Annotated in this window: 29 protein-coding genes; 22 read left to right on the top strand and 7 right to left on the bottom strand. The window is 37.8% G+C overall.

Translation table 11 applies throughout. The features are described from left to right. Window positions 1–370 precede the first annotated feature (370 nt). The 22 genes from M0R80_09805 (at window position 371) to M0R80_09700 (ending at window position 16,192) form a co-directional block, all read left to right on the top strand. Window positions 371–643 (top strand): hypothetical protein, encoded by a 273-nt coding sequence (locus M0R80_09805; GenBank protein MCK9459919.1) that lies wholly within the window; start codon window positions 371–373, stop codon window positions 641–643. A 610-nt stretch (window positions 644–1,253) separates the two neighbouring features. After that, window positions 1,254–1,649, top strand: a complete 396-nt coding sequence (locus M0R80_09800; GenBank protein ID MCK9459918.1) for a hypothetical protein — start codon at window positions 1,254–1,256, stop codon at window positions 1,647–1,649. Between the two features lie 355 nt (window positions 1,650–2,004). Beyond that, complete coding sequence (locus tag M0R80_09795) at window positions 2,005–2,163, top strand: hypothetical protein (GenBank protein MCK9459917.1); 159 nt, start codon at window positions 2,005–2,007, stop codon at window positions 2,161–2,163. 464 nt (window positions 2,164–2,627) lie between these two features. After that, a complete protein-coding gene (locus M0R80_09790; GenBank protein MCK9459916.1) occupies window positions 2,628–3,020 on the top strand; it encodes a helix-turn-helix domain-containing protein in 393 nt (130 codons plus the stop codon). A gap of 173 nt (window positions 3,021–3,193) precedes the next feature. Beyond that, window positions 3,194–3,517, top strand: coding sequence for a hypothetical protein (locus tag M0R80_09785; GenBank protein MCK9459915.1), 324 nt, complete (start codon window positions 3,194–3,196; stop codon window positions 3,515–3,517). A 10-nt stretch (window positions 3,518–3,527) separates the two neighbouring features. Further along, entirely contained in the window at window positions 3,528–3,896 is a 369-nt protein-coding gene (locus M0R80_09780) for a hypothetical protein (GenBank protein ID MCK9459914.1), read from the top strand. Further along, entirely contained in the window at window positions 3,889–4,137 is a 249-nt protein-coding gene (locus M0R80_09775; GenBank protein MCK9459913.1) for a hypothetical protein, read from the top strand. The genes M0R80_09780 and M0R80_09775 overlap by 8 nt, the downstream gene beginning before the upstream one ends. A 64-nt stretch (window positions 4,138–4,201) precedes the next feature. Continuing rightward, the gene (locus tag M0R80_09770) at window positions 4,202–5,203 is read left to right on the top strand and encodes a hypothetical protein (protein MCK9459912.1); all 1,002 of its coding nucleotides are present in this window, start codon (window positions 4,202–4,204) and stop codon (window positions 5,201–5,203) included. 10 nt (window positions 5,204–5,213) lie between these two features. Then, window positions 5,214–5,522 (top strand): hypothetical protein, encoded by a 309-nt coding sequence (locus tag M0R80_09765; protein MCK9459911.1) that lies wholly within the window; start codon window positions 5,214–5,216, stop codon window positions 5,520–5,522. A 193-nt stretch (window positions 5,523–5,715) separates the two neighbouring features. Beyond that, a complete protein-coding gene (locus tag M0R80_09760) occupies window positions 5,716–6,567 on the top strand; it encodes an ATP-binding protein (GenBank protein MCK9459910.1) in 852 nt (283 codons plus the stop codon). Window positions 6,568–6,575: 8 nt separating this feature from the next. Then, window positions 6,576–8,849, top strand: a complete 2,274-nt coding sequence (locus M0R80_09755; GenBank protein MCK9459909.1) for a hypothetical protein — start codon at window positions 6,576–6,578, stop codon at window positions 8,847–8,849. 1 nt (window position 8,850) lies between these two features. Next, entirely contained in the window at window positions 8,851–9,069 is a 219-nt protein-coding gene (locus M0R80_09750; GenBank protein ID MCK9459908.1) for a hypothetical protein, read from the top strand. Between the two features lie 556 nt (window positions 9,070–9,625). Further along, the gene (locus M0R80_09745; GenBank protein ID MCK9459907.1) at window positions 9,626–10,063 is read left to right on the top strand and encodes a hypothetical protein; all 438 of its coding nucleotides are present in this window, start codon (window positions 9,626–9,628) and stop codon (window positions 10,061–10,063) included. Between the two features lie 102 nt (window positions 10,064–10,165). Next, on the top strand, window positions 10,166–10,711 hold the full coding sequence (locus tag M0R80_09740; protein MCK9459906.1) for a hypothetical protein: 546 nt from the start codon (window positions 10,166–10,168) through the stop codon (window positions 10,709–10,711). A gap of 417 nt (window positions 10,712–11,128) precedes the next feature. Further along, window positions 11,129–11,839 carry a PD-(D/E)XK nuclease family protein gene (locus M0R80_09735; protein MCK9459905.1) on the top strand — a complete coding sequence of 237 codons (711 nt, stop codon included), beginning with the start codon at window positions 11,129–11,131 and terminating at the stop codon, window positions 11,837–11,839. 40 nt (window positions 11,840–11,879) lie between these two features. Beyond that, window positions 11,880–12,413 (top strand): hypothetical protein, encoded by a 534-nt coding sequence (locus tag M0R80_09730; GenBank protein MCK9459904.1) that lies wholly within the window; start codon window positions 11,880–11,882, stop codon window positions 12,411–12,413. Window positions 12,414–12,440: 27 nt separating this feature from the next. Beyond that, window positions 12,441–12,668: a hypothetical protein gene (locus M0R80_09725; GenBank protein ID MCK9459903.1), complete on the top strand. Its 228-nt coding sequence runs from the start codon at window positions 12,441–12,443 to the stop codon at window positions 12,666–12,668. 2 nt (window positions 12,669–12,670) lie between these two features. After that, the gene (gene dcd, locus M0R80_09720) at window positions 12,671–13,222 is read left to right on the top strand and encodes a dCTP deaminase (protein MCK9459902.1); all 552 of its coding nucleotides are present in this window, start codon (window positions 12,671–12,673) and stop codon (window positions 13,220–13,222) included. Window positions 13,223–13,236: 14 nt separating this feature from the next. Next, the gene (locus tag M0R80_09715; protein ID MCK9459901.1) at window positions 13,237–13,503 is read left to right on the top strand and encodes a hypothetical protein; all 267 of its coding nucleotides are present in this window, start codon (window positions 13,237–13,239) and stop codon (window positions 13,501–13,503) included. 8 nt (window positions 13,504–13,511) lie between these two features. Then, the gene (locus M0R80_09710; protein MCK9459900.1) at window positions 13,512–14,177 is read left to right on the top strand and encodes a hypothetical protein; all 666 of its coding nucleotides are present in this window, start codon (window positions 13,512–13,514) and stop codon (window positions 14,175–14,177) included. Between the two features lie 36 nt (window positions 14,178–14,213). Further along, window positions 14,214–15,362: a hypothetical protein gene (locus M0R80_09705; protein MCK9459899.1), complete on the top strand. Its 1,149-nt coding sequence runs from the start codon at window positions 14,214–14,216 to the stop codon at window positions 15,360–15,362. Between the two features lie 338 nt (window positions 15,363–15,700). Beyond that, complete coding sequence (locus M0R80_09700; protein MCK9459898.1) at window positions 15,701–16,192, top strand: hypothetical protein; 492 nt, start codon at window positions 15,701–15,703, stop codon at window positions 16,190–16,192. Between the two features lie 13 nt (window positions 16,193–16,205). Here M0R80_09700 and M0R80_09695 read toward each other — a convergent pair whose 3' ends face one another. The 7 genes from M0R80_09695 to M0R80_09665 all read right to left on the bottom strand — a co-directional run. After that, window positions 16,206–16,700 (bottom strand): hypothetical protein, encoded by a 495-nt coding sequence (locus M0R80_09695; protein ID MCK9459897.1) that lies wholly within the window; start codon window positions 16,698–16,700, stop codon window positions 16,206–16,208. Between the two features lie 14 nt (window positions 16,701–16,714). Continuing rightward, on the bottom strand, window positions 16,715–17,080 hold the full coding sequence (locus M0R80_09690; GenBank protein ID MCK9459896.1) for a hypothetical protein: 366 nt from the start codon (window positions 17,078–17,080) through the stop codon (window positions 16,715–16,717). A gap of 49 nt (window positions 17,081–17,129) precedes the next feature. Then, window positions 17,130–18,152: a glycosyltransferase gene (locus tag M0R80_09685; GenBank protein ID MCK9459895.1), complete on the bottom strand. Its 1,023-nt coding sequence runs from the start codon at window positions 18,150–18,152 to the stop codon at window positions 17,130–17,132. A 53-nt stretch (window positions 18,153–18,205) separates the two neighbouring features. Continuing rightward, entirely contained in the window at window positions 18,206–19,081 is an 876-nt protein-coding gene (locus M0R80_09680) for a hypothetical protein (GenBank protein MCK9459894.1), read from the bottom strand. Window positions 19,082–19,349: 268 nt separating this feature from the next. After that, complete coding sequence (locus tag M0R80_09675; GenBank protein ID MCK9459893.1) at window positions 19,350–19,637, bottom strand: hypothetical protein; 288 nt, start codon at window positions 19,635–19,637, stop codon at window positions 19,350–19,352. After that, window positions 19,630–20,463 (bottom strand): hypothetical protein, encoded by an 834-nt coding sequence (locus tag M0R80_09670; GenBank protein ID MCK9459892.1) that lies wholly within the window; start codon window positions 20,461–20,463, stop codon window positions 19,630–19,632. The genes M0R80_09675 and M0R80_09670 overlap by 8 nt, the downstream gene beginning before the upstream one ends. 52 nt (window positions 20,464–20,515) lie before the next feature. Next, window positions 20,516–20,951: hypothetical protein (locus tag M0R80_09665; GenBank protein ID MCK9459891.1), on the bottom strand; the 436-nt coding region annotated here is incomplete at its 5' end.

Raw genomic sequence — 20,951 nt, 5'->3', positions numbered from 1 at the left:
TGGTATTTACAGCCGGAGTTATTAACATCTACGTTATGGATCGAACATGTAATGACTTCTCAGACTTTAAGATCTCCGGAGACAATCTCACCATAACCCACACATCAGAGATCAACGGCAGTAGACACCAAACAAATCTTACGAACATAACAGAACAAGACTTCACTATAAATAGTTATGGAAGACTCAAAGAAAATATCGGTGGATAGAATGAGAATAGGACACATAATAATTTGCCAGACAGGTTATTCCGGTTTTAGGGTATATCGGTACGCCACATATTTCACCATTCTGATTGTTACCCCGGTGTTTAGCATAGGAATTTTATCAGAAATCGGATACAATAAACTCAGGAGATAATGCGAGAAAAATGATTGATATTTATTGTAGGACCGAAGTAAAAGATTTTGCAATCCTTATGGAAGATAAACTTCGAAAGAACGATTTCAAGGGTGGGTGGAAACAAGATGACATCACAACCCTATTACTCAAACTCCAAGTCAACGTAGAAAAACTATTTAATGATGCAGTTATGAGCCGAAGTTCTACCGACATAACACAAATGAAGAGTATTGATGACTGTGCTGACATAGCAAACTATGCAATGATGATAGTAGACAATATAAAGGATGAATTATGGTGAGTAAATTAATGATAATACTAGATGAGCCAACTCCAGAGTCAATCAGAGTTGACTTACTCTGGATAGAAACTTTCATTTAACGAATTCATGAGGAAATGTTTCAATGATAATCAACATTAATGGTATGATTACTTGCGTTTACTGTGGGAAAGAATTTGAATCGCACTTTGGTGATATAGTATTTAAAAATTATACAACAAAATGCCCCCACTGTCATAAAACAATCGGAGTTAGTTCTGAACTAATGCATATTTCATTCAAACTTATAAAGGATGAATCATGACTCGTGAAGAGTATACAAAGACATGTCCTAGATGCAGAGGCAATGGTTATGATCCTGAAACAGATCTAACTTGTAGGCAATGTAATGGATCAGGAACAATTGAAGATGGTGCAGATGAATCATGATACCAAAATTTACATTATATGTAGAAGTTAAATATGATAAATGGATTAATCCACCATTGGGTGATCTATCTAATTCTACTTGGATTCCCCCAGTTAATTCTATAATCATGTTTGGATACAAGAAATACATAGTAATTGGTTACCATTGTCTCTTTCCGGATACGGTGGATGTTTTATGTGAATATATAGGAGATGAATAATCATGACTGAAAATTATGAAATGCAAATCCTCCGGGAAGAAGAAACCATCAATGAGATGAAGAGTCAGGGCCACAAATTCTGCTATAAGTGCATAAACCGTAAAACTTGTCATAATGAAAAGTATCCTACTTATTGTTCTAGGATGGATAAAGGCGATGAATTATTGAATATAGGCGAATTATCAATTCAAGGTATAGATATTAAAGTGACTAAATTGTATCCTTGTATATTACCTATTGCCAGATGGGTATCCATAAACGGAGAACCCTTACATATACAATTCAATCAAGATGCCACTTATATTAATGGTGTATCTGTTCAATATCAGGATGAAAACCTCACCCTACATGAAGGTCCAACTTACAATCAAGATAGGGTTATAAGGAAATTAAAATGAAAGAAATATTACTAGCAGGTGAATACATCCAACGAGGCCAGCCAGTCTACATCAAAGATGACATGGTTTATGTTTGCAGGCCAAATGATAGTACAGTTGATTGCGTAAACCATTGCGATGAAATGCAAAGATATGATCCGAGTGTATATGACTGTGATTTTTGGGAAATTATATGCCCATTAGATTTACCCAATCGAAAGTATTGTATAAATTATAGCCCGGTTGGGGAGGTGAATACTCATGACTGAAAACTGGCCGCCTGGATCATCAAGAAGTCGCCTAATCATCCAAGAGCTAAACAATCTAGGCAAAGACTGTCCTTGTCCGTTTTGCAAAGGCATAGATCTTGACTATTGTGAGGGAGGGACTCTCTTCACTAATTATGTATTTGTATATTGCCGCAAATGCAATGCTTGTGGACCATATGGAACGGATATGGAACAAGCCAGGAAACTTTGGAAACAATGTAAAAATGGAGTTTGAAACTGCGAATAACAACAAGGCAAAACCATGACAGAACAATGCAAACATTACGTTAAACCTGACCCGGGCGCAGTGCACATATCAAACATATGTGCAGCGACCAAAGAATTAAACCACTGTATTTTTGCAACGATAGTTAATAACCCCTGGACGCAAGCACAAACATTTTGCAAGTATTACGAGCCAAAAGAAAAACTTGGATTGCAGTCATATCTGGATAGAGGAAAAGTTGTAGACGTAGATCACATTAATATGCACCTATCCCAGGGAGATACCATTTGTTATTACAGGAATGACGAATGCTATGAGGAAAAACATATGATATGCGTTATAACAGCACACAATGCCTTGCTTAGAATAACCGCGGAAAAATAAGACAGACGCAACTCCTCAAACAATCGATTCTAAACAAGAAGAAAAGGAAAAAGACAATTCCGATCTTGCTTGTTGTTTGTGTTTGGGGAAATAAATATTAACACGAGAGGTAATAAATCTATGCCTGATATAGAAAAACTACATGAAATCAGTACCTCATTACAATTATGTAAATTGAATGCGGTAGACTCAGATGTGCTAGCATATCTACTGATCAAGTCTCCTGCAACAATGAAAGAGATTGTAATGTGTACCAATAGAGATGAACCGGCAGTCTCCCTATCTCTAAAACGACTCTTGCAATTAGAACTCATAAAGGTAAAACAAAGAGCAATTAAAAAGACTGTGATGGGAAGATGTGCCAATCTCTATTCATCTAATTCCCGTGTTCTAGACAAAATAGGTCTTTGGAATACAAATGAACACAACTATAAAATCCAAAAGATTGAATTGATCAAAGAAATAATATCAAAGGGAAATGTCGAAAAAGAAACAGAAAGGCAAGATATGTAAAGAATGCAGAGGATCCGGAAAAATCATAGGAGATATCCCACCATACGAAATAACTCAGTGCAGTTATTGTGGTGGTCGTGGATGGATTTCAGTAAATGGCAAGCATTAGACAACCTATATGTTACCACATCATTTGCATTAAATGATATATGTATTGAGATCTATTTATTACTATGAAAGACGGATGCGATACGATCGGAGATCTTCATGCATATTTTACAGATGAAATGAATCGAAAGAAGAAAAATAAACCATCTATATCAAACTCCATTCGTGCATTTGTGTTGCATTACGCAGAGGAAGTTCACGACACAAAACTTGCTGTATTTGTCCTGCATAATGCATATATACAATCTACCGGGTATTCAATACGGAAATCATATTTTGAAAAAATTATTCTGGGAACTTGGGAAAGCGAGAAGGATATGGATGGAGTATTACATATAGACACAAGCATGCCAATACATGGCAGTGTTTATATAAGGCGAATTTTATAAACAGAGAATCATGACGCTAGATAAACAATTTAACCTAATAGTAAACTCAAAAGGAGAGATCCCATTAATTCTGCCGTGTTATGCTCGTTCTGCAAACATCGTATTGGAATTTTTAAAAACAGAAGAGAACATTGCTGAGGTTAATGTGCCGGTAGATCAAAAACGCGATAGTTTATACGGGAAACTCAATAGATATCTCCATATGCATCCGGAACTTGAAACCGATATTGCATTACGGGGAGAAAAATTATATTTGTATAGACGCGATATGTCTAAAGCACATGAGGAATACATAAAGAAAATTGCAGGAGATTCCAACTATAAAGAAGGATTTATTCAGGGACTAATGGCAGTAAAGAAAAAACAACAGCATGAATGAACAAGATCTTGATGACTTTATAAAATACAACTGGCATACCTGTATGGCACCATCAGCTCCGTGGTTAGGAGACTATTTTGGATCTGGAAGGGGAATGGCAAAATGGTATTTAAACAAGGTTGTGACACAACATAAAGTCGTCAGGATAAAATATAAACGGCACGTATGGTATGTACGTCCGGAAGTTGCGGAACGATTTTTACAGTATAAACCAGTTGGTGTATCTGTAGAATATAGGTGAATAAATCGGCCAATGATAGATAACATGTCTTGAGGCATTTTGTACAAAATAACAGAGATAGAACATGACATCAAGCGAAGAGCTCTACGCAAAAATAAAGGGAATACCTGCTGAAGATGCAAAAGCAGCAGTAGACAGCATACGAAAGCAAATTGCAGAACGAAGTCCAGGAAAAACTCCAGAAGAAATTGAAAAAATTCTTTACATGAAAATCAGCTTGGCGAAAAGATCCGGTGGAGAAAAAGCAAAGGCAGTAATTGTATCCATAACCTCATATCGAGATGTGAACTTTCCATCCAAAAAGCACGCTCTGAACAAATATGCAGAAAACCCGCAACTTGCTCTTACGGAAGGACTGGTAAGATTAGATGAAAATAGACAGCCTATTCCAATCTACTCCAAGGAATTCTTTGACGCTAAGAAAACACAGAAGAACCCAAATTTTAGGAAGGACATTGAAGAGGAGCTCAAGCGCGAAGGCATCTTATTAATCGAGGACAAAAGTGGTGATGTATTCTGTGTTCCATTCAACGGCAAGCTTGATGCAAACGCCGGCGACAACGGTATAATGACCGGGAAGATTAACAAGACCGATGACGGAAAACTCACAAAGGCATTCATATACAAAGAAGGATGGGAACCAAAAGGAACATCCGATCCGCAAGAGCTTTGGAACACAACTTACGATATCCTGAGTAACTCAGATATGTCGGTTCCGATTGAATCGGTGTTTGACAATGATCCCGGAACACTCGTGGCGGTAATTGGTAAGGTAACATCAATAAAAGTCACAAAGGACGGTGCAGGTGGAGTAATGGTGGGAATTACCGACATTGGTCTTGCAGATGATATTGTAGGGTTTGCAGACGTCTCTAATGAAGTAATCAAGGAACAATCCGAAAACATCCCACGTGGTTCTGAAGTAATCATGTTCGGGACCGTAAACAAGTATAAGGGCAGAGATGGGAATGAAAACCAGAACATAAATTTACTCGGTGTGTTATTGAATCCATCAAGCAGTGAGTTGTCTGGTGCATTGACTGCAATTGACGACATAGAAATCTAACGAGGCGAACATGAAAACATTCAAGAATGATCTTAGACTCGGAACATGCATTGATTGTGGGAATTACGATGAAGAAACATCAAATTGCTGCATAAATCCCGAGTCTATCTACAAAAAACCAAATTCCTGGTGTAGGAAATGGGAGAAGCGTCCTGATGGATTACGAGAAGTGCAAGATCCCAAAGAATACGCCAAGCCAAACTCAACACCAACCGGAAGACTGGAGAATTCAAAGTCAACAGACATACCCACCGATATCCATAAGTCTTCAAAAAAGCAGCAATTGCCGCCTTCCAAACCAGAAGACACAACTGCATAACTATTTTTTAGGTGAACATTATGTCAAAACATACTATTTATACATGTGATGTCTGCAATAAAACACAGGAAAAGCCATTTGCGCTTCATATGATTGCGAATTATGGTGATAAATCAGATTACGCAGATGTATGCAGCAAAGATTGTGCAGTGAAATTTGCACAAGACGCAGCAGAAAAATTGGGAATATAATCATGGCATTTGGTAGCACAATTAAAACCAAAAAATCAGTGGACGACTATTTTAAACCTATAAGCCATCAGAAAGCAACAATTCGAATTGCGGTATATTCCAGGGCAAAACAAGGCAAAACTCATTTTTGCATATCGTCTGCACAATATCTTATCAGTCATAATCTCCCGGGTTATGTCTGGGCAATAGATACAGAAGGTGATTTCCACATAAATGTATCAACTTGGCCTCAGGAAGTCCAAGACAGAATAAGATTGTTCAATGCTGTGGAATATCTGGACAAAAAGAACAAAACCGTTGATCTGGTAAAGTCTCTGACCCTATACGAAGAGGCAATTGATGTTTTAACCGACATGATACTGTCCAATGAAGAATTACCAGAGGAAGATCGCAAATACGGATTCATTGTAATTGATTCTGGAACCGATGCCTGGGAATGGCTAAGTCTTTGGCTTGAAACCATAGAGACGAAAAAGGTAAAAGATAAATCCGGCAAAGATTTGATGATGCAAACTGAGTGGGGTAAGGCAAACCGCAAGTATATGGATATGCTACGGATGCTTTTAGCCACCAAATGGCATGTCATAATTACATTTAGAGCCCATCAGGCATTTGATGGATCTACTCCACTGAAATTTGATCTGCCAAAATGGCAAAAAAATACAGATTTCTGGCTGAATCTTGTTATGGAAGTTAAAAAAGTCCCGGAACCAATCACAGGGCTTAACGAACACTGGTTTTACTTCAAAGGTGGAAGATTTGGCGATATTCCCGAGATCGAACCCATGATAAACCCTACATGGGAAGATGTCAAAAACAAAGTGGGAACATACAGTTCTCTTGAATTTGTATAGGATTTGTCATGTCTATTTCGATTGTTCAGGATGTAGCATATCAAATAGATTTTAAAAATCGGAAGCCAATCCTGCATGTTTTTGGAAGAGACACTACCACAAGAGAACCAACCGTAACAAAGATAAAAGACTTCGAACCATATTTTTATGTTCCATATGATGAAGCAGGTAGAATTACTCAACTGGATGGATGTAGACGAGGAGAATCCGCAACCGATTGTTTTGGCAGAAACGTCGTCAAGGTATTTACAGACCTCCCTGGACGGGTCTCAGAAGTACGAGATCAGTTTAGTTTCACAGATGAGAGCGACATTCTGTTTGAAAAGAGATTTATTGCAGACAAAAAGCTAAAAAAAGCATATAAAATCGAGAGCAACAGCGCAGTATCATCGGTGCAGTACGACGGTTACATTCCTCCAAGAATCCTGTTTTTCGATATCGAAATCGACAATGATCCCGGGGACATGCCAAATCCATCAACTGTAAAATATCCGGTCGCAACCATTCAATTTGGCGACAGTTACACCGGAAAGAAATTCATAATCACAAATGGAATAGATCACAGAATAAAATCCAATCATATTGTTGCAAAGTCGGAAAAAGAACTGTTTGAAATTTTTTATCAACTAATCAAAAAGATTGATCCCGATGTTTACACCGGATGGTATTGTCTTCAATTTGATTTGCCATATCTCGTACGCAGGGCAAACGTCATAGGCATGAGAACAACTGCTTTATGCAGGCTAAATGACGCACGATGCGACTTAATGCCAAACGGAAAATACATCGTAAGAACTCCGGGTCGTCAATGTTTTGACATGTTAGACGGATTTAAAAAACTAAAATCATCTGAGTCGGAACGTGAAGACAACGGACTCAAAACAGTGTCGGCCGAATACGGATTCCCATATAAAGACTATGGTGCCCAAATAAAACACCTGTATGCTACTCATGACTGGGATACCCTACTTCAGTACTGTGAAAATGATATCACCAGCCTGATGATCATTGAAGAAAAGACACAGATGTTTCGGTTTTTTGATTCAGTTCGTCATTTTACAGGCTGCAAACTTGAAGACACCATATACAACAGCAAAATCATAGAATCATATCTCATGCAATCTGGCATCAAACCGATGCCAAGACGACTTCCAAATAATTCAGACAGTACATTTGAAGGCGCAACAGTAATTCTCCCGCCGTTTGGCCTGCACAAAAACGTAGGCTGGGTAGACTTAAAATCCCTATATCCAACTATTATGATGGCATATGACATCTCCCCGGATGTAGATAAATTAGTTCCAAAAATCCTGAAACACATCGTAGCAGAGCGTGACAGACTCAGAACCATAAACAAAACAAGCCAGGATATAAATCTAAAATATCAGGAACAAGTCCTAAAGTATCTAGCAAACAGCTTCTATGGAGTTCTTGGAGCCAAAAGCTTCCGTTTATACAACGAAGCAACAGCTGCGTCAGTCACTCGCTATGGCAGAGAAATCTCAAAAATAGTACGGGATAAAATAGAATCGCTTGGATATCACGTAATATATTGCGACACGGACTCAGCAGCGTTTAATCCTGTAAATACGCTTGAAGAGGGTTTAAAAGTTCAAGATATATTAAATGGTGATCTTAAAACATACTCCATAGCCACAAATGCCATTGTAGATTTTACGTTAAAGCTCGAAAAAATACATGACTCACTGTTCTTCAAGATGAGAAAAAAAGGTAATGAAGCAGCTAAAAAGAAATATGTGGGATTGTTGTTGTGGCATCAGGATTACGGGTTCTGTAAAAAGATGAGTTATGTTGGAGTCGAAATCAAAAGATCAGATCAGGCAAAAGCGGTAAAAGATCTCCAAACAGAATTTTTCAACATACTATTCATTGAAGATGATCTACCAAAAGCACTGGCTCTCATAAGACAACGCTGGAAGGACATAAAATCCGGAAAGTTATCAGTATACGATGTCTCTATACCTAAGGGAATACATACTGAACATGACGATCCGTGGTATCGTGGGAGAGAAGTAGCAAAGGTTCAATACCAACACATATTTGATCCTTCTGTAAAGCCACGTCTTGTTTATCTCCTTAAACGTGACTCGTGGCCCAGAGAGATTTGTATAGATGGAGATTTCGATACCTCAATAATTCAAAGTGAGGTTGATTGGACAACACACGCAGAAAAGCTGGTAAAAAATAAAATGGAATCATATATGGAAGCATTGGGATACACATGGGATTATATAGTAAATGGACAACAGACATTGTGGTAACATGATAGAAACAATAACATGTGGCATTTGCGGGGAAACAGTGGGGACAGATCATTACGGGGGGAAAATAAATGGAGTATTAGTTGACTTTTTAAACAAAGACACAGCATCAATCAGACTCCCTATATGCGATCAATGTATGCTTAAAATATATTATGGATGTGAAGCCAGAAAAACTATAGAAAGAAACTCAGATATTGATTTGGGTTGGTTTAAATGACCGAAGACATCTCATATTATTTGGCATGCATAGAAAATAGAGAGTTTGAATCTAATACAATGTCAGACCAGATATTTAATCAGTTTTTAAAGAGCAGGAAGTCAAATTTACACGTCGGAAAGATAATAAGACTGAGATTGTTTAAATGATAAAATCGTTATGCAAAACTTGTAAACACTCCGAAGACAACGCTGTAATCGATGGAAGAAACTACATAACATGCGGACTTGACAATTCTAAAAAATGGAAGGTAGACATGTGTATATTATACAAGAAAACAAATGATAAACCTTAAGCACAGCCATGTCATATAGTTATTTCCACACAAAACCAAACAGCAGACAATTATCTTTTTGTCTCTGTTTAAGCTGGATCATTTCTCTGATTATTTTATTGCATTGTGGAGCACATTGAGATTATGGAAGACATTTACTTAATTATAGTTGGATTCTTTATCTTTTGCTTTCTTATTGCACCGTTTATTAATTGCTTCAAATAGATAAGCAACTTATCTATTAAGAAAAGCATAATTATGGGGCAAATCATATAGATAGTTATGATAGAGACTCTTGCAGTCAATCCGGAACTAATTGGTTCCTGGATTGTTTTGGGAGGTATCAGTCTTGGGTTATTCAAAAAGCTCAGGTCTGTAGGAAAGGCGTGTAGAGATTTTGCAGTAATGCAGGTGGAAAAGGCACGCATCGATTCTCTTGGCAACAAAACACTGACATATAACGATGTTGATGAGTATGTAGAAGCATCGTTTAAGTTTCAGGAGCATGTTGAGAACATATTAAAGTTTGTTTATGGAGCGACAATAAGCAGCCAGAGCACCGGGTGGCTAAAGGCTTATCTACCACCAGAAGAAGATATTAAAACTGGAATCGACAGTGCTATCCGTGAAATGGCTAAGGTCTCCGATGGTGACTTAAGTCAGGAATCAACAGTTGAACAGCAGGCTGAGACAGTCAGCATACCAGTAGCATCATCATGAAAGTATTAGAAGAAAAAAACGGATATAAATTCGGGATAAATGACAACCCGAATATTATTGGGACTGTAGTAGAGGAAAAGAGATACCAGATAGAGTTTCCGAATGGCGAACATCTTTCTGGAAACAAAAGCACAGTGCGAAAACTCTATGACAAATACACCGGGTGAAAGCATAATGGAAGATGCACGAAAACCCAAGGAAGAACCCCAGGCACAAAACATTCCCACAGATGAACCCGAAGTATCTACACCCGTAGAAAGGCCAAATACCACGGGAACCGGTGGGCTTGCAATTACAATTAATGGCATTTGGGCTGGAAAAGCAGGAGAGCCAAATCCAAAAACCGAAATCACCATTCCTATAACAACCGAAAAACTGTTTTACAGAATTGAATCATCTGGGAAAGGATATGGGGTAGTGAACAATGTAGTTCGGGTATATATCAACAGTAAGATGGTTGCTATTTGTCATGGACAGATAAAAGAGGGCGATAACACCGACACCGAATTCTTTGCTATTCCTTCCAAGTTTAGAATCGCAGGGGAGACAGCGGAAGTTCAGATCTCAGTATTCGTCTATGCAGCACAGGAAAGCCAGAGAATAGAGATGTTTAAGAACGAATCTCCATTCACGGTTAAATTCACATAACTCTTTTTTTATCATGTCTAAACCAAGCGATTGTAAATACTGTGGGTGCTCTATGGTTATAAAATCTGAATACATAAAGAAAAACGGGCAGATTATAGACATATTTTACTCACATTGCAACAAATGTGGTGCAAGAGGACCGGAAGGCTATAACATAGGGGATGCAATAGACAAAACACACGTGGTGTATGATGCCAATAACATTTGAAGTAGAGTCTCATAATGGTGAACATTGCTACACGTTTTCTACTGATGAATGCGGAACTTGTAGCAGATTTATTCATCGAGGCAACTTATCAGGAATATGTGAAGATAGCATAAGACGTGGTGAAATAAGTGCTCATGCAGATAGATGCGGTCAGTGGAAGATTAAAGACAGATATATAGAGTGCGTAGAGAAGGAAATAAGGAGAGCAAATGTACATTAGAAAGTCTCACATAGAATCCTATTCGTTCTGTCCACTCCAGTTCAAAAAGCAATACATCGACAAAACAGAGCAGAAAAAATCATATGCCCTAACTTTAGGATCTCGATTCCATGAATTCGCGGACAAATTTTTTGTCGCAGTAGACATCCTAAAATATTCTCCAGACAGATGGACAGAGTTCATACCACAGGAGTTTGGAATTTTAGAACGCAGGATGGCATCATATTTTATAAATTACGAAATAAACCGGTTTTATTCTGACGAACTATTTTTTCCATATGTCACGGAGCTTGAATTTACAAACCACATCCTGGAAACCACAGGGACAATAGACCGGATCGATGCACTACTTTACGGTGGGTTTCGTCTGGTAGAATACAAAACCAGCAAAAAGTTTGACCGTAAATCAGAAAAGCGTCAACTCGAATTTTATGCATATAACATCAAGAACATCCTGGATATTGACATAACTGAACTCAGGGTAATCAATCCAAGACTACAACAGTATGTGGACTATGGCTATCCAGACACATCAAAAGTAGAAACCGCGATACAAGACATGAAAGCCATAATAAACAATCCGGATGCTGAAATTAAACCACGGTGCTCCTGGGCAATGTATCCAATATGTGGATTATGTAGTTCAACACAGGAAGCCGGGCTATTCAAGGATGTCCCAAACCCTCTTACATTGCGGTGATATTTTGAGGGAACTATCAAAAGGACAATATGATAATCTATTGACCATATTTAACAAAGTAGGTTGTGATAAATTCATAACCAGTTATTTATCCGGTGCATTACCAAGAGGAATGATATACAAACTTAAGAATTTGGGGTGTATTGTAAGTGTAACAAATGTTTCTTTTGGAGGATCTACACGAATATGGCAGATATCTGATGATTGGATTGGAAAACTTACCAACGATACCGGTACGTGCCCCATGAATACCCAATCTGAATCCTACATAAAGGAATATGTTAGAAATCGTGTTATGGGTAAATTATCTATACCCCCGGATGTTGCATCTGCTGTAGGTATACGAGAAATACGATATGACGGTAATAATCTCATAACTCAAATAGGACTGTTTGATATGCATATGATAGATTATCTGATTAAACTATCAAAGAAAAACATATCAACCAATATTGTTGAGATTGTTTCCATAAAGCATAAAGACGGATCTAATGCAATTGGAATACGAGACAAAAATACAGACTCATATATTATATGCTGTCCGGTAATTAGCAACAAAACATCAGCAGATTAAATACAAATCGATGTTATATCATTAAGTATGGTAGATAATATATTTCCAGCATATACTGCAAGACGCATAGGAAAAAATGCATGCGGGAAACTTATTGGTATGGAAACTGCAACACATCTTGCCAAGTTGGCAACCTCTTATGTTGAACACCTGGTACAAGACGCAGAAAAAATAGTCGATAAAAAGAACGGAAAAAGAATTACCGCGGACGACATAGATTTTGTTCTTTCTAATTTTAAGGATTATGGAAATTAAACATGGTAATGGTGGATTGGGAGATCAAATCATACATATCGGACGGTTTAGTATCCATAAGTCCATATGATGAATCCTTAGTAAATCCAAACTCTATTGATTTGAGATTGAGCGATGGTTTCATTACATTTGGCCCGACATTTCACGCAATCGATCCATACAATCAACAAGACATATCAAATTGCGGAAAGCCATTTGCAACACCAGACATAACAATAAATCCAGGTGATTTCATCTTGGGATCATCAATAGAAAAAATAACTCTTCCCGATAACATCTGTGCAGAAGTTACTGGGAAGTCATCTTTGGCAAGACTCGGTATAGATGTACACAAAACTGCTGGATGGATTGACGCCGGATTTTCCGGTACCATAACATTTGAGATATCAAATTGCGGAATGTATCCAATAAAACTAAAATCCGGAATGACATTTGCCCAACTAATTTTTCACAAAACAGAACATTGCAAGATTCCGTATGGAAACAAACCAGGATCAAAGTATCAAGGTCAACAAGGCCCAACAAAGTCCAGATACTACAGGAACAAATTATGACAGGAAGCGATTATATGAATGAAATCTACATTGCTATAATTAGTAAAATTACTTCAGATACCGAACGTGTTACGTTTTCCGAAGTGACGAATTACATTGTTGAACAACATGGCGAACTAAACATAGAGGAGGCGTCATTTAACTCCTTTAGCGACATCGGAAATCATATTTTAGGTAAATGGCTAGACTCCATAAAAAATAAAGGGTGGTGGATGCCTTGGATGAATGAAGCAACCGAAATAACCTGGTATACTGGAACATATGGAGACGAAGAGATATAAGTGATTTTATGTCTCTTGAGATAATAATTGATACCAGAGAAAAGAAATCTATTTTTGACGAGTATTGTGTTTTATTTCCTGCAATAACTTTTCACCATGAAAAACTCGATGCGGGAGACTACTATGCGAAGAGTGCAGAAGTTTTGGTAGAACGTAAAACCATAGGGGACCTATGTGAATCTATTTTTGGTCCAAAACAACTAAATGGACGTTCTAGGATCCACAACGAAACTGATAAACTGGCAACCCACGAAGACAAAATCGTACTTTTTTTAATTATAGGATCGGTTGACTCTTATATCCGAGACATGAAATCTATAGAGATAGATATCAACGAGTCTATCATATACGGCGAGATTGCATCATTGATGACAAGGGAAAAATTTCATGTAATCTGGACTCATGACGAAATCAATGCCAAATTTGCAATGATTAGGTTTATGCAGGCAGTATATGATGGTAAATATGGGATTCCCGCGAGAAGAGATCCTATTAAACTTATGGCTCGAATACTCAAAATAACCCCAGAGCAACTAAAACAACTATTAACAACTTACAAAACAATCCATAACTTATCAATTCAGCCTCCTGAAAATTATACGGTTGTAAAGGGGATTGCGGAGAAACGAGCAGAGTTCATCTGCAATATATTAAACACCGAATGGGAAGAATAAATCGGAGGAAACGACGAATTGATATATAATAGAGTTATGCAGGAGATGGAGGACCGCAAATTATACCTTTACAATGTATATGCTCCATTCTATATCTGTTCTTACGCTATGCATCATATGAACCTGTTAAATCGAAAAATAGATATAATAACGGGAAAACGAGAAGCTGTATATTGGGAAGCCGGTGATATCCCGGAACTACGCGAACACAATCTATTTATCTCTCCTTCCGGGTTTATGAAAACCACATATTTGCGTGCATTTAACTCCATATTCAAAAGTTCCGGAACCGACATGGTATTCAAATCCGGAATGACTGAATCCGCATTAGTCGGATCTGTTACAACAAACCGTGATGGTGAACAGATTCCGCACTTTGGGATTGCAGAAATTCACGCCAACGATATCATAATGATTGACGAATTTACAACAATCACCGGGAGCACCAGGGCAGTATATAATGCAACACTAATCAGCAGGTTATTGGAGATACTGGATGGAGGTCACATCTCAAAGGACCTGGCCGCAGGAGGTAGAACATACGACACATTTCTAACACTGTGGGCTGGCATCCAGCCAAGTCATTATGAAGGAGCATCAGGACTATTCCGAAGATTCTGTCCCCTTATATTTCTTCCAACTCGATATGATAACACTGCAATGCTTCAGATGAAACAACAGATGTCAAACATCAGAGAAAACGAAACTAACATCAATTCCATTTCAACCAGCGTAGTAAATTGGAAGGAGAAATTTAACTCAATCGAATCAATTGAATTTGCAACCGAAGTATACAGCTTACACCAGGAATTAAACCTATTTCAATTTGAAACCAATGTGTTCAACAACTTATTATTGGGATACCACCTGGCAAAATACGGACCAGAACCACATATAAAAGTAGAGGCACACGATAATGAAATTCTCCGGTTAATAGGGCTGTTTCGTGATTGGAAACGATTATTATTAGACGACATCGACTCTGTCATGATCTGTAAAATAATAAAAAGTATCGTTCAGAGAGACAAGGACAGCAGGCTCATTACAAGCAGGAGACTAATTGCAGACGAATGTAAAATGATATCTTGGGGAAGAAAAGACGTGTTTGCAAAATTAAAATGCATAGAGTCCGATGGAGACATCCGGATTGTAGGAGACACAGTTCAATGGACAGGAGTACAATGAACATCATATTGGATAGACTGGTAGAAGACCGGATATTAAACAAAGAAACCATATTTTTTGACGGATCAAACTATTATTCTGATGAAAGTATCAGACTGATTCTTCCAATGTGTCTTATGATGCATCATAAATACTACGGCATATATTTCATACACCATAACATTATAGTTCCCCATTGGATAGAATCATATACAGAATCAAAGGCAATCGTATGGCTATATACATCAGATCGTCCATTAGATATTTCCATGTATTATATACGAACAGACTGCGTAGACAACTTATCCACTCAGTTTATCGTTACAAACATAATGAAATGATATGATATCATGACAAAAATGAGAGCAGTCCACGTCAAACTTGAAGAATCGGACTTCAACAAGCTTGATCAATTAGGCATGTGCAAATCAGATGCCATTCGTAGAATAATTCACCATATACTTGAGCACGACTCATCATACGTCGACACATCTGTAGTAAGTGGTGATCTACGCGACAACATATCAATGCTGGAGAAAAGCATAGCAAGACTAAGACAGCAACGATCTATTATAGATCACGAAATTCTAAACCTAGATACCAGACTTGCAAGCCTCCAACAATATCGTGTAATGGTAGAGTCCAGACACAACGAACTTAAGATGTGGGAAAGATTATGCGAGATTGGCAACGTAATAGACAACGCCATAGTAATCTATGGGTTTGATCCGGAAAAAATATTGGAAGAAAATGAAGCAGAAATTAAAGAAATGGAAACCATAAACCCAGGATGGACATTAACATCTCATCTTGAAATGAGAAAGAAAATGATGAGTGCGTGGGGATCCTGAGTTCCGTACTCGTCTATTTCATTATCCTCACCCATAATTTTTCACCCTTTGGGTACTTTTCATATACGGATTCAGTGTCAACCGTAGATTTGACTCTATAGAACGAGGAAAACATTCCTGCGTTCTTAAACTCTTCAGAAGTGGGATAAAATCTCACTCCGCCGGTAATATCTTCAATAGCTTCACATTCCACTCCATTCATTATATATTTATAATCGGTGTTCCATGTTGTTCCGTCATATCGTAACAACACAAGATTAGACTGGATTAATAATCCTCGAATTAAATCATTCGGATTATCTGTAAAATAGTCGTCTCGTTCAACATTAGTGTCAAATGTATACACTGGAGTTATGCAAATACCGTCTTCATCATACATATAGAAATAGACATCGCAGTTAGACAAATCAATTGGTGGAGTCAAATCGCTATCTATACTTCGTTTTCTCAATATGTAATCAATCGGAGATGTATCCCCATTAAATGCTCTAATTGTATATTCAGTCATAACATATCTTCCTTCTATTTGTTTATTGGAAAAATCGACATTACCCAGCTTATTGCAGCACCCGAAATAATTCCCCCTAGTGTTCCCCAATAACTCAGCTTTGTTTTTATCTCAGTAATCGTAATAAGGTTATCTGTGGTTTTGCTATTCGCCTCTCTAAAAAATCCATCCATTTTATCCAAAATAAGATCTTGTTTATTTATGACATCATCAATCCTATCATGAACCCTTGATATATCAGTATTTACCGATTCCTCAAATTTATCCATTCTTGCAGATTGACTGCTTTCTATCTTTGATTGATTTCCTTCTATTGCATCAAATCGTTTATTATATAAATCAAGACACTGGTTTAACCAGTCTGTATTGGATGGTGTCATAATATTATTCATATAGACGTTCCCACAAAATATAATATATAGGTGAGTTTTATTTCAAGAGATCCCTTACCGATTCAATATTTCTATCCAGCCATTCACTATCACAATTGATTGATTTTGCATTTTCAATAGCATTTCTGGATTTTTCTATCTGTCCCGTCTTTGCATACGCAACAATTAAATTTCCCCAGCAGTTAAACAACGCAGACAGCACATCATTAAACATATAACTCGTATCCTTACATTTTGTTGCCGATTCAAACCATGTTATCGCGCTATCATATTTGTCCTGGCTCATATCCAATTGACCCAGCAGATTGTATGCCGGAACAAAATTTGTGTTACACGACAACACTCTAAAGCAATATTCACGGGCTTTTGTAAAGTCTCCTTCAAATCCATAACAGGTTGCCAGGTTTACCATGGCATCCAACTTTTCAGGTTCAAATGTAGACAACGGTAAATATCTATTAAAATATATTATTCCATTTTTGTAATCATTTGAATCCAAACACTCCCGTCCCATGTAAAACAGGTATCGTGGCATCTCATCAATTATATTCTTAAGTATTCGGATGTTGCGTCCGGGTTCAATTACCTTATCGGGATGTTTATGCACCATGGATATTGGAATATCAGCAGCCCAAATTTCACAATCACTATCTATTTTTTCTATGGCTTCGTGTATCCGGTATCTAAACTTCAAAAATCTCCGATCATATATCCTGGGAGACGTAATAGAGTTGCCTGGAGCTGTTACTAAATTAACCCGCATTAACTTAACATCGTTTTTTATCTCATTTATTATATGCCCCTTACATCCCTCAATAACGATGTCGTCTACATCTATGACAAAGATAAAATCATTGGTAGATTTTGATGCCACCAGATTTCTTGCATATGCAAAGTCGTCTATCCAGTCAAACTCAAAAACGTTATTCGTATATTTTTCTATAATTTCTCTGCTGTTGTCTTTTGTCCTGGAATCTATCCCTACTACAATTTCATTCACAAGATCCCTAACTGATTTAAGTGCGGCCTCAATCGTCTCTGCGCCGTCTCGTACTATCATACATGCAGAAATCATAGGAATAAATGGTACATAATACGTAAAAAAGTATGGGATTAAATTGCCTCGGCATTTACAACAGTAGAGTTAACAGTCTGGTTTACTGTAGAATTTGCAGTAGCATTAGTGGTGTTTTGTGCTTCCCATGTGTCCGGCATATTTGGTCCATCATATTTATGCCCGACGAAATTCAACACCGCATGTTGTTTAATCCCTTCGGATTCGTCTGATGCCATAATAGTATCGGACTGAGTATACTGGTGGAATTGCTCTACTTTCTCTTTTCGGTTCTGTCCGGATGCAATATAACTTGACACAGTCTGGAATGAATTACCTTTTGGTGAATCCGTATCGTAAGACAACGATATGTTAGATCCTTCAAGACTTCTGGTGCTCTCATAAATACCCGGATCATCATCAGTTCCCTGTCCCATAATGGTATATGAGGCAACTGCATTTTGGCTCATTGGAACAATACCAGATGCCCGAAAAACATTACTAGATGTGTTGTTTGTGGCGTTAATTAGTGAACCTGTTGGCTGGGTTAGATCTCCAGTATCACACAACGTCCCCGGAACATTAGTGTTATCTTCGTGCATCGACACAACATCAGATGCCAGGTAAGCATCGGCAGACTGTAACTTTAAGCTTCCATTAATATTGCCATTGTCTTTATTTGTAAACAAGTGAGATGATAGTCCTGTAGTTAGATAACTTGTTCTTGATGCATCCATCTGATAATATCCATCAGTTTGATTAAACCTCTGTAAATTTGTGGAGTATTCAGATATCGATGTGTATGATCCTCCGGTTGCCCCTCCATATCCAGAACTTAATACCTCCCATCCCCCATCTGATAAACATGGCGTTATCAACAAAAAAAGAATGAAACTAATTGCGAGTGCCCTTGTTATCATTCTGACCCTCTTCATTAAATGGACACCATGGGTTTTTCTCTACTTCACCATCTTGTGGAGATGGAGAATTCTTAACAGACTCTTGAGCCTTTTTTATCTCATCATCCGTATACTCTTTAACCTTTCTCTTTTTTCGAACCATAACTAAGTATAATCGTCGCGAGTAAATAAAAAGTTGGTAGACAAAAAATGATATTATTTAGTCTTTAAAGTGCCAAAGTACTTCTTTAGTAAGTTTAAAAATTATTAAACATGTTATGATGTTGGATATATGAATCCACCCTCACGTCAAGTCTTCAGAATTTATCTTACTCGCTTTCGCCCAGTCCAGTATCTTTTCTCCGGCATCATAGTTTGCGTCAAGATACGCCTGAACTTCAGCCAGCGTTGTGTATACTACAGGCAACGTCCATCGCATCCGGCATTCGTCATACTGCCACAATGTGATGGCAGTTTCATCTATTCCAGCTCGTTCAACCTGTTCTTTGTTCCAACGAACCCGGATTGTTGCGATTCCGGATACTATGCCGTCTATGCCGATGTTTGTCGGCTCTATGTTTGATTCAACCATTTTTAAAACTCCTAAAATTATATGTGATTTCATCTTCAGTGATTACAGGCCATTTGTATCCAAAACAACTTATAATCTTACTTGGGCATGATCCTATGTAATCAAAGAATGCTCGTATTGCTGCACGTTTGTTAATTACTATGTTATATTGATTTGGTTTACAACTCTTGTTAATTTTAATGTCATTAAATGGAATGTTTAATTCTAATGCCATCATTTGTATTAATTTTGCTATATCATCAAATGTGAAGTTATTAACGGCAAGTGAAACATATTCTATGCGTTGAATTTTCCAATTTATACCGAGGCAGCCATCTTCAATGTAGAAAGTTCGTAGGCATTCGGGCGTTAATTTGATATTATTAGGTATGATTTTCTTATTGCCAGGATACCACAATCTGCGTAGATCAGGAAACCAGCCTCTGTAATAACCCGTTTGCCAAACATACCAAGTTCCCAAATCATTAGTATATTTTGCAATCGAGCCACGAGTTTTAATGTTGGAAATATCTTCAAATACAGATTTAACGTACTGCAGATACTTCTTATACTTGCTAGATAGCGAATAATATGCTGATACAGTTTCGTAACCCCAAGATAGCGAACCATCGCCAAGCATTGATCCCGTAATTAAATTATTTAGATCCTCATTAAATTTGCAGTAATTAGCAATGTATGCTTTGCGCCTTGGTATTTCAAATCTTATCATCCATTTGCGGATACATTCATCATCAACTTGACAGATTTCTGCAATCTTATAAGTACTTAACTCTTCTGTGAGGTATTTTGTTTGCAACCATTCTTTGTCTCGGTATTGAATGTTCATGATTTTACGTTGATTTTCAATGCATAAATAAGTGTTGGTTGTCGGATAGATATTAGATTATTGCCTCGGCGCGAGCACCCACATTAAGCTCGCAGAACGAAGATCCGCGATTCGAACCACGACAGCCGACACCCGCCGAAGCGCCATAAGTCCAACCGCCACCGACCAGCAAAACGCCCGTTTGTGAGATTCCATATTGGTGTGAATATCCATAATCACAGAATTCTGCGTTCGACCCGCCATTAAAAGCCCCCGGTACCAACGCAACATGTAAAATCCCTGCACTATCCATAGCCAGATCTGATATGTATCCGTGGCAATAAGTGCCGGCATCAGTTCCCGAAATGTTAGTTACTCCATTCAAAGGCACAGGATCCGTGACCTCTTCATATGACCCAGAAGCCAATACAGACGCGATTGTCCCGGTTCCATCCCGATTAAGAATTCTATGGCTTATATCTGTTGTGTTGTACCCAGGTTTAAACTCC

The sequence above is a fragment of the Pseudomonadota bacterium genome (genome assembly GCA_023229365.1).
Classification (GTDB): Bacteria; Myxococcota_A; Polyangia; order JAAYKL01; family JAAYKL01; genus JALNZK01.
Note: the sequence above shows the minus strand (reverse complement) of the source record. Positions and strands in the feature narration are given on the sequence as shown.

Coding starts and splice junctions, on each gene's coding strand:
- M0R80_09765 (MCK9459911.1), top strand. CDS start 5,214: ATGAAAACATTCAAGAATGATCTTAGACTCGGAACATGCATTGATTGT.
- dcd (MCK9459902.1), top strand. CDS start 12,671: ATGGTAATGGTGGATTGGGAGATCAAATCATACATATCGGACGGTTTA.
- M0R80_09710 (MCK9459900.1), top strand. CDS start 13,512: ATGTCTCTTGAGATAATAATTGATACCAGAGAAAAGAAATCTATTTTT.
- M0R80_09740 (MCK9459906.1), top strand. CDS start 10,166: ATGGCGAACATCTTTCTGGAAACAAAAGCACAGTGCGAAAACTCTATG.
- M0R80_09745 (MCK9459907.1), top strand. CDS start 9,626: ATGATAGAGACTCTTGCAGTCAATCCGGAACTAATTGGTTCCTGGATT.
- M0R80_09670 (MCK9459892.1), bottom strand. CDS start 20,463: ATGAACATTCAATACCGAGACAAAGAATGGTTGCAAACAAAATACCTC.
- M0R80_09775 (MCK9459913.1), top strand. CDS start 3,889: ATGAATGAACAAGATCTTGATGACTTTATAAAATACAACTGGCATACC.
- M0R80_09675 (MCK9459893.1), bottom strand. CDS start 19,637: ATGGTTGAATCAAACATAGAGCCGACAAACATCGGCATAGACGGCATA.
- M0R80_09760 (MCK9459910.1), top strand. CDS start 5,716: ATGGCATTTGGTAGCACAATTAAAACCAAAAAATCAGTGGACGACTAT.
- M0R80_09725 (MCK9459903.1), top strand. CDS start 12,441: ATGGTAGATAATATATTTCCAGCATATACTGCAAGACGCATAGGAAAA.
- M0R80_09785 (MCK9459915.1), top strand. CDS start 3,194: ATGAAAGACGGATGCGATACGATCGGAGATCTTCATGCATATTTTACA.
- M0R80_09690 (MCK9459896.1), bottom strand. CDS start 17,080: ATGACACCATCCAATACAGACTGGTTAAACCAGTGTCTTGATTTATAT.
- M0R80_09735 (MCK9459905.1), top strand. CDS start 11,129: ATGTACATTAGAAAGTCTCACATAGAATCCTATTCGTTCTGTCCACTC.
- M0R80_09780 (MCK9459914.1), top strand. CDS start 3,528: ATGACGCTAGATAAACAATTTAACCTAATAGTAAACTCAAAAGGAGAG.
- M0R80_09680 (MCK9459894.1), bottom strand. CDS start 19,081: ATGAAGAGGGTCAGAATGATAACAAGGGCACTCGCAATTAGTTTCATT.
- M0R80_09755 (MCK9459909.1), top strand. CDS start 6,576: ATGTCTATTTCGATTGTTCAGGATGTAGCATATCAAATAGATTTTAAA.
- M0R80_09695 (MCK9459897.1), bottom strand. CDS start 16,700: ATGACTGAATATACAATTAGAGCATTTAATGGGGATACATCTCCGATT.
- M0R80_09700 (MCK9459898.1), top strand. CDS start 15,701: ATGAGAGCAGTCCACGTCAAACTTGAAGAATCGGACTTCAACAAGCTT.
- M0R80_09790 (MCK9459916.1), top strand. CDS start 2,628: ATGCCTGATATAGAAAAACTACATGAAATCAGTACCTCATTACAATTA.
- M0R80_09805 (MCK9459919.1), top strand. CDS start 371: ATGATTGATATTTATTGTAGGACCGAAGTAAAAGATTTTGCAATCCTT.
- M0R80_09705 (MCK9459899.1), top strand. CDS start 14,214: ATGCAGGAGATGGAGGACCGCAAATTATACCTTTACAATGTATATGCT.
- M0R80_09685 (MCK9459895.1), bottom strand. CDS start 18,152: ATGATAGTACGAGACGGCGCAGAGACGATTGAGGCCGCACTTAAATCA.
- M0R80_09750 (MCK9459908.1), top strand. CDS start 8,851: ATGATAGAAACAATAACATGTGGCATTTGCGGGGAAACAGTGGGGACA.
- M0R80_09715 (MCK9459901.1), top strand. CDS start 13,237: ATGAATGAAATCTACATTGCTATAATTAGTAAAATTACTTCAGATACC.
- M0R80_09800 (MCK9459918.1), top strand. CDS start 1,254: ATGACTGAAAATTATGAAATGCAAATCCTCCGGGAAGAAGAAACCATC.
- M0R80_09770 (MCK9459912.1), top strand. CDS start 4,202: ATGACATCAAGCGAAGAGCTCTACGCAAAAATAAAGGGAATACCTGCT.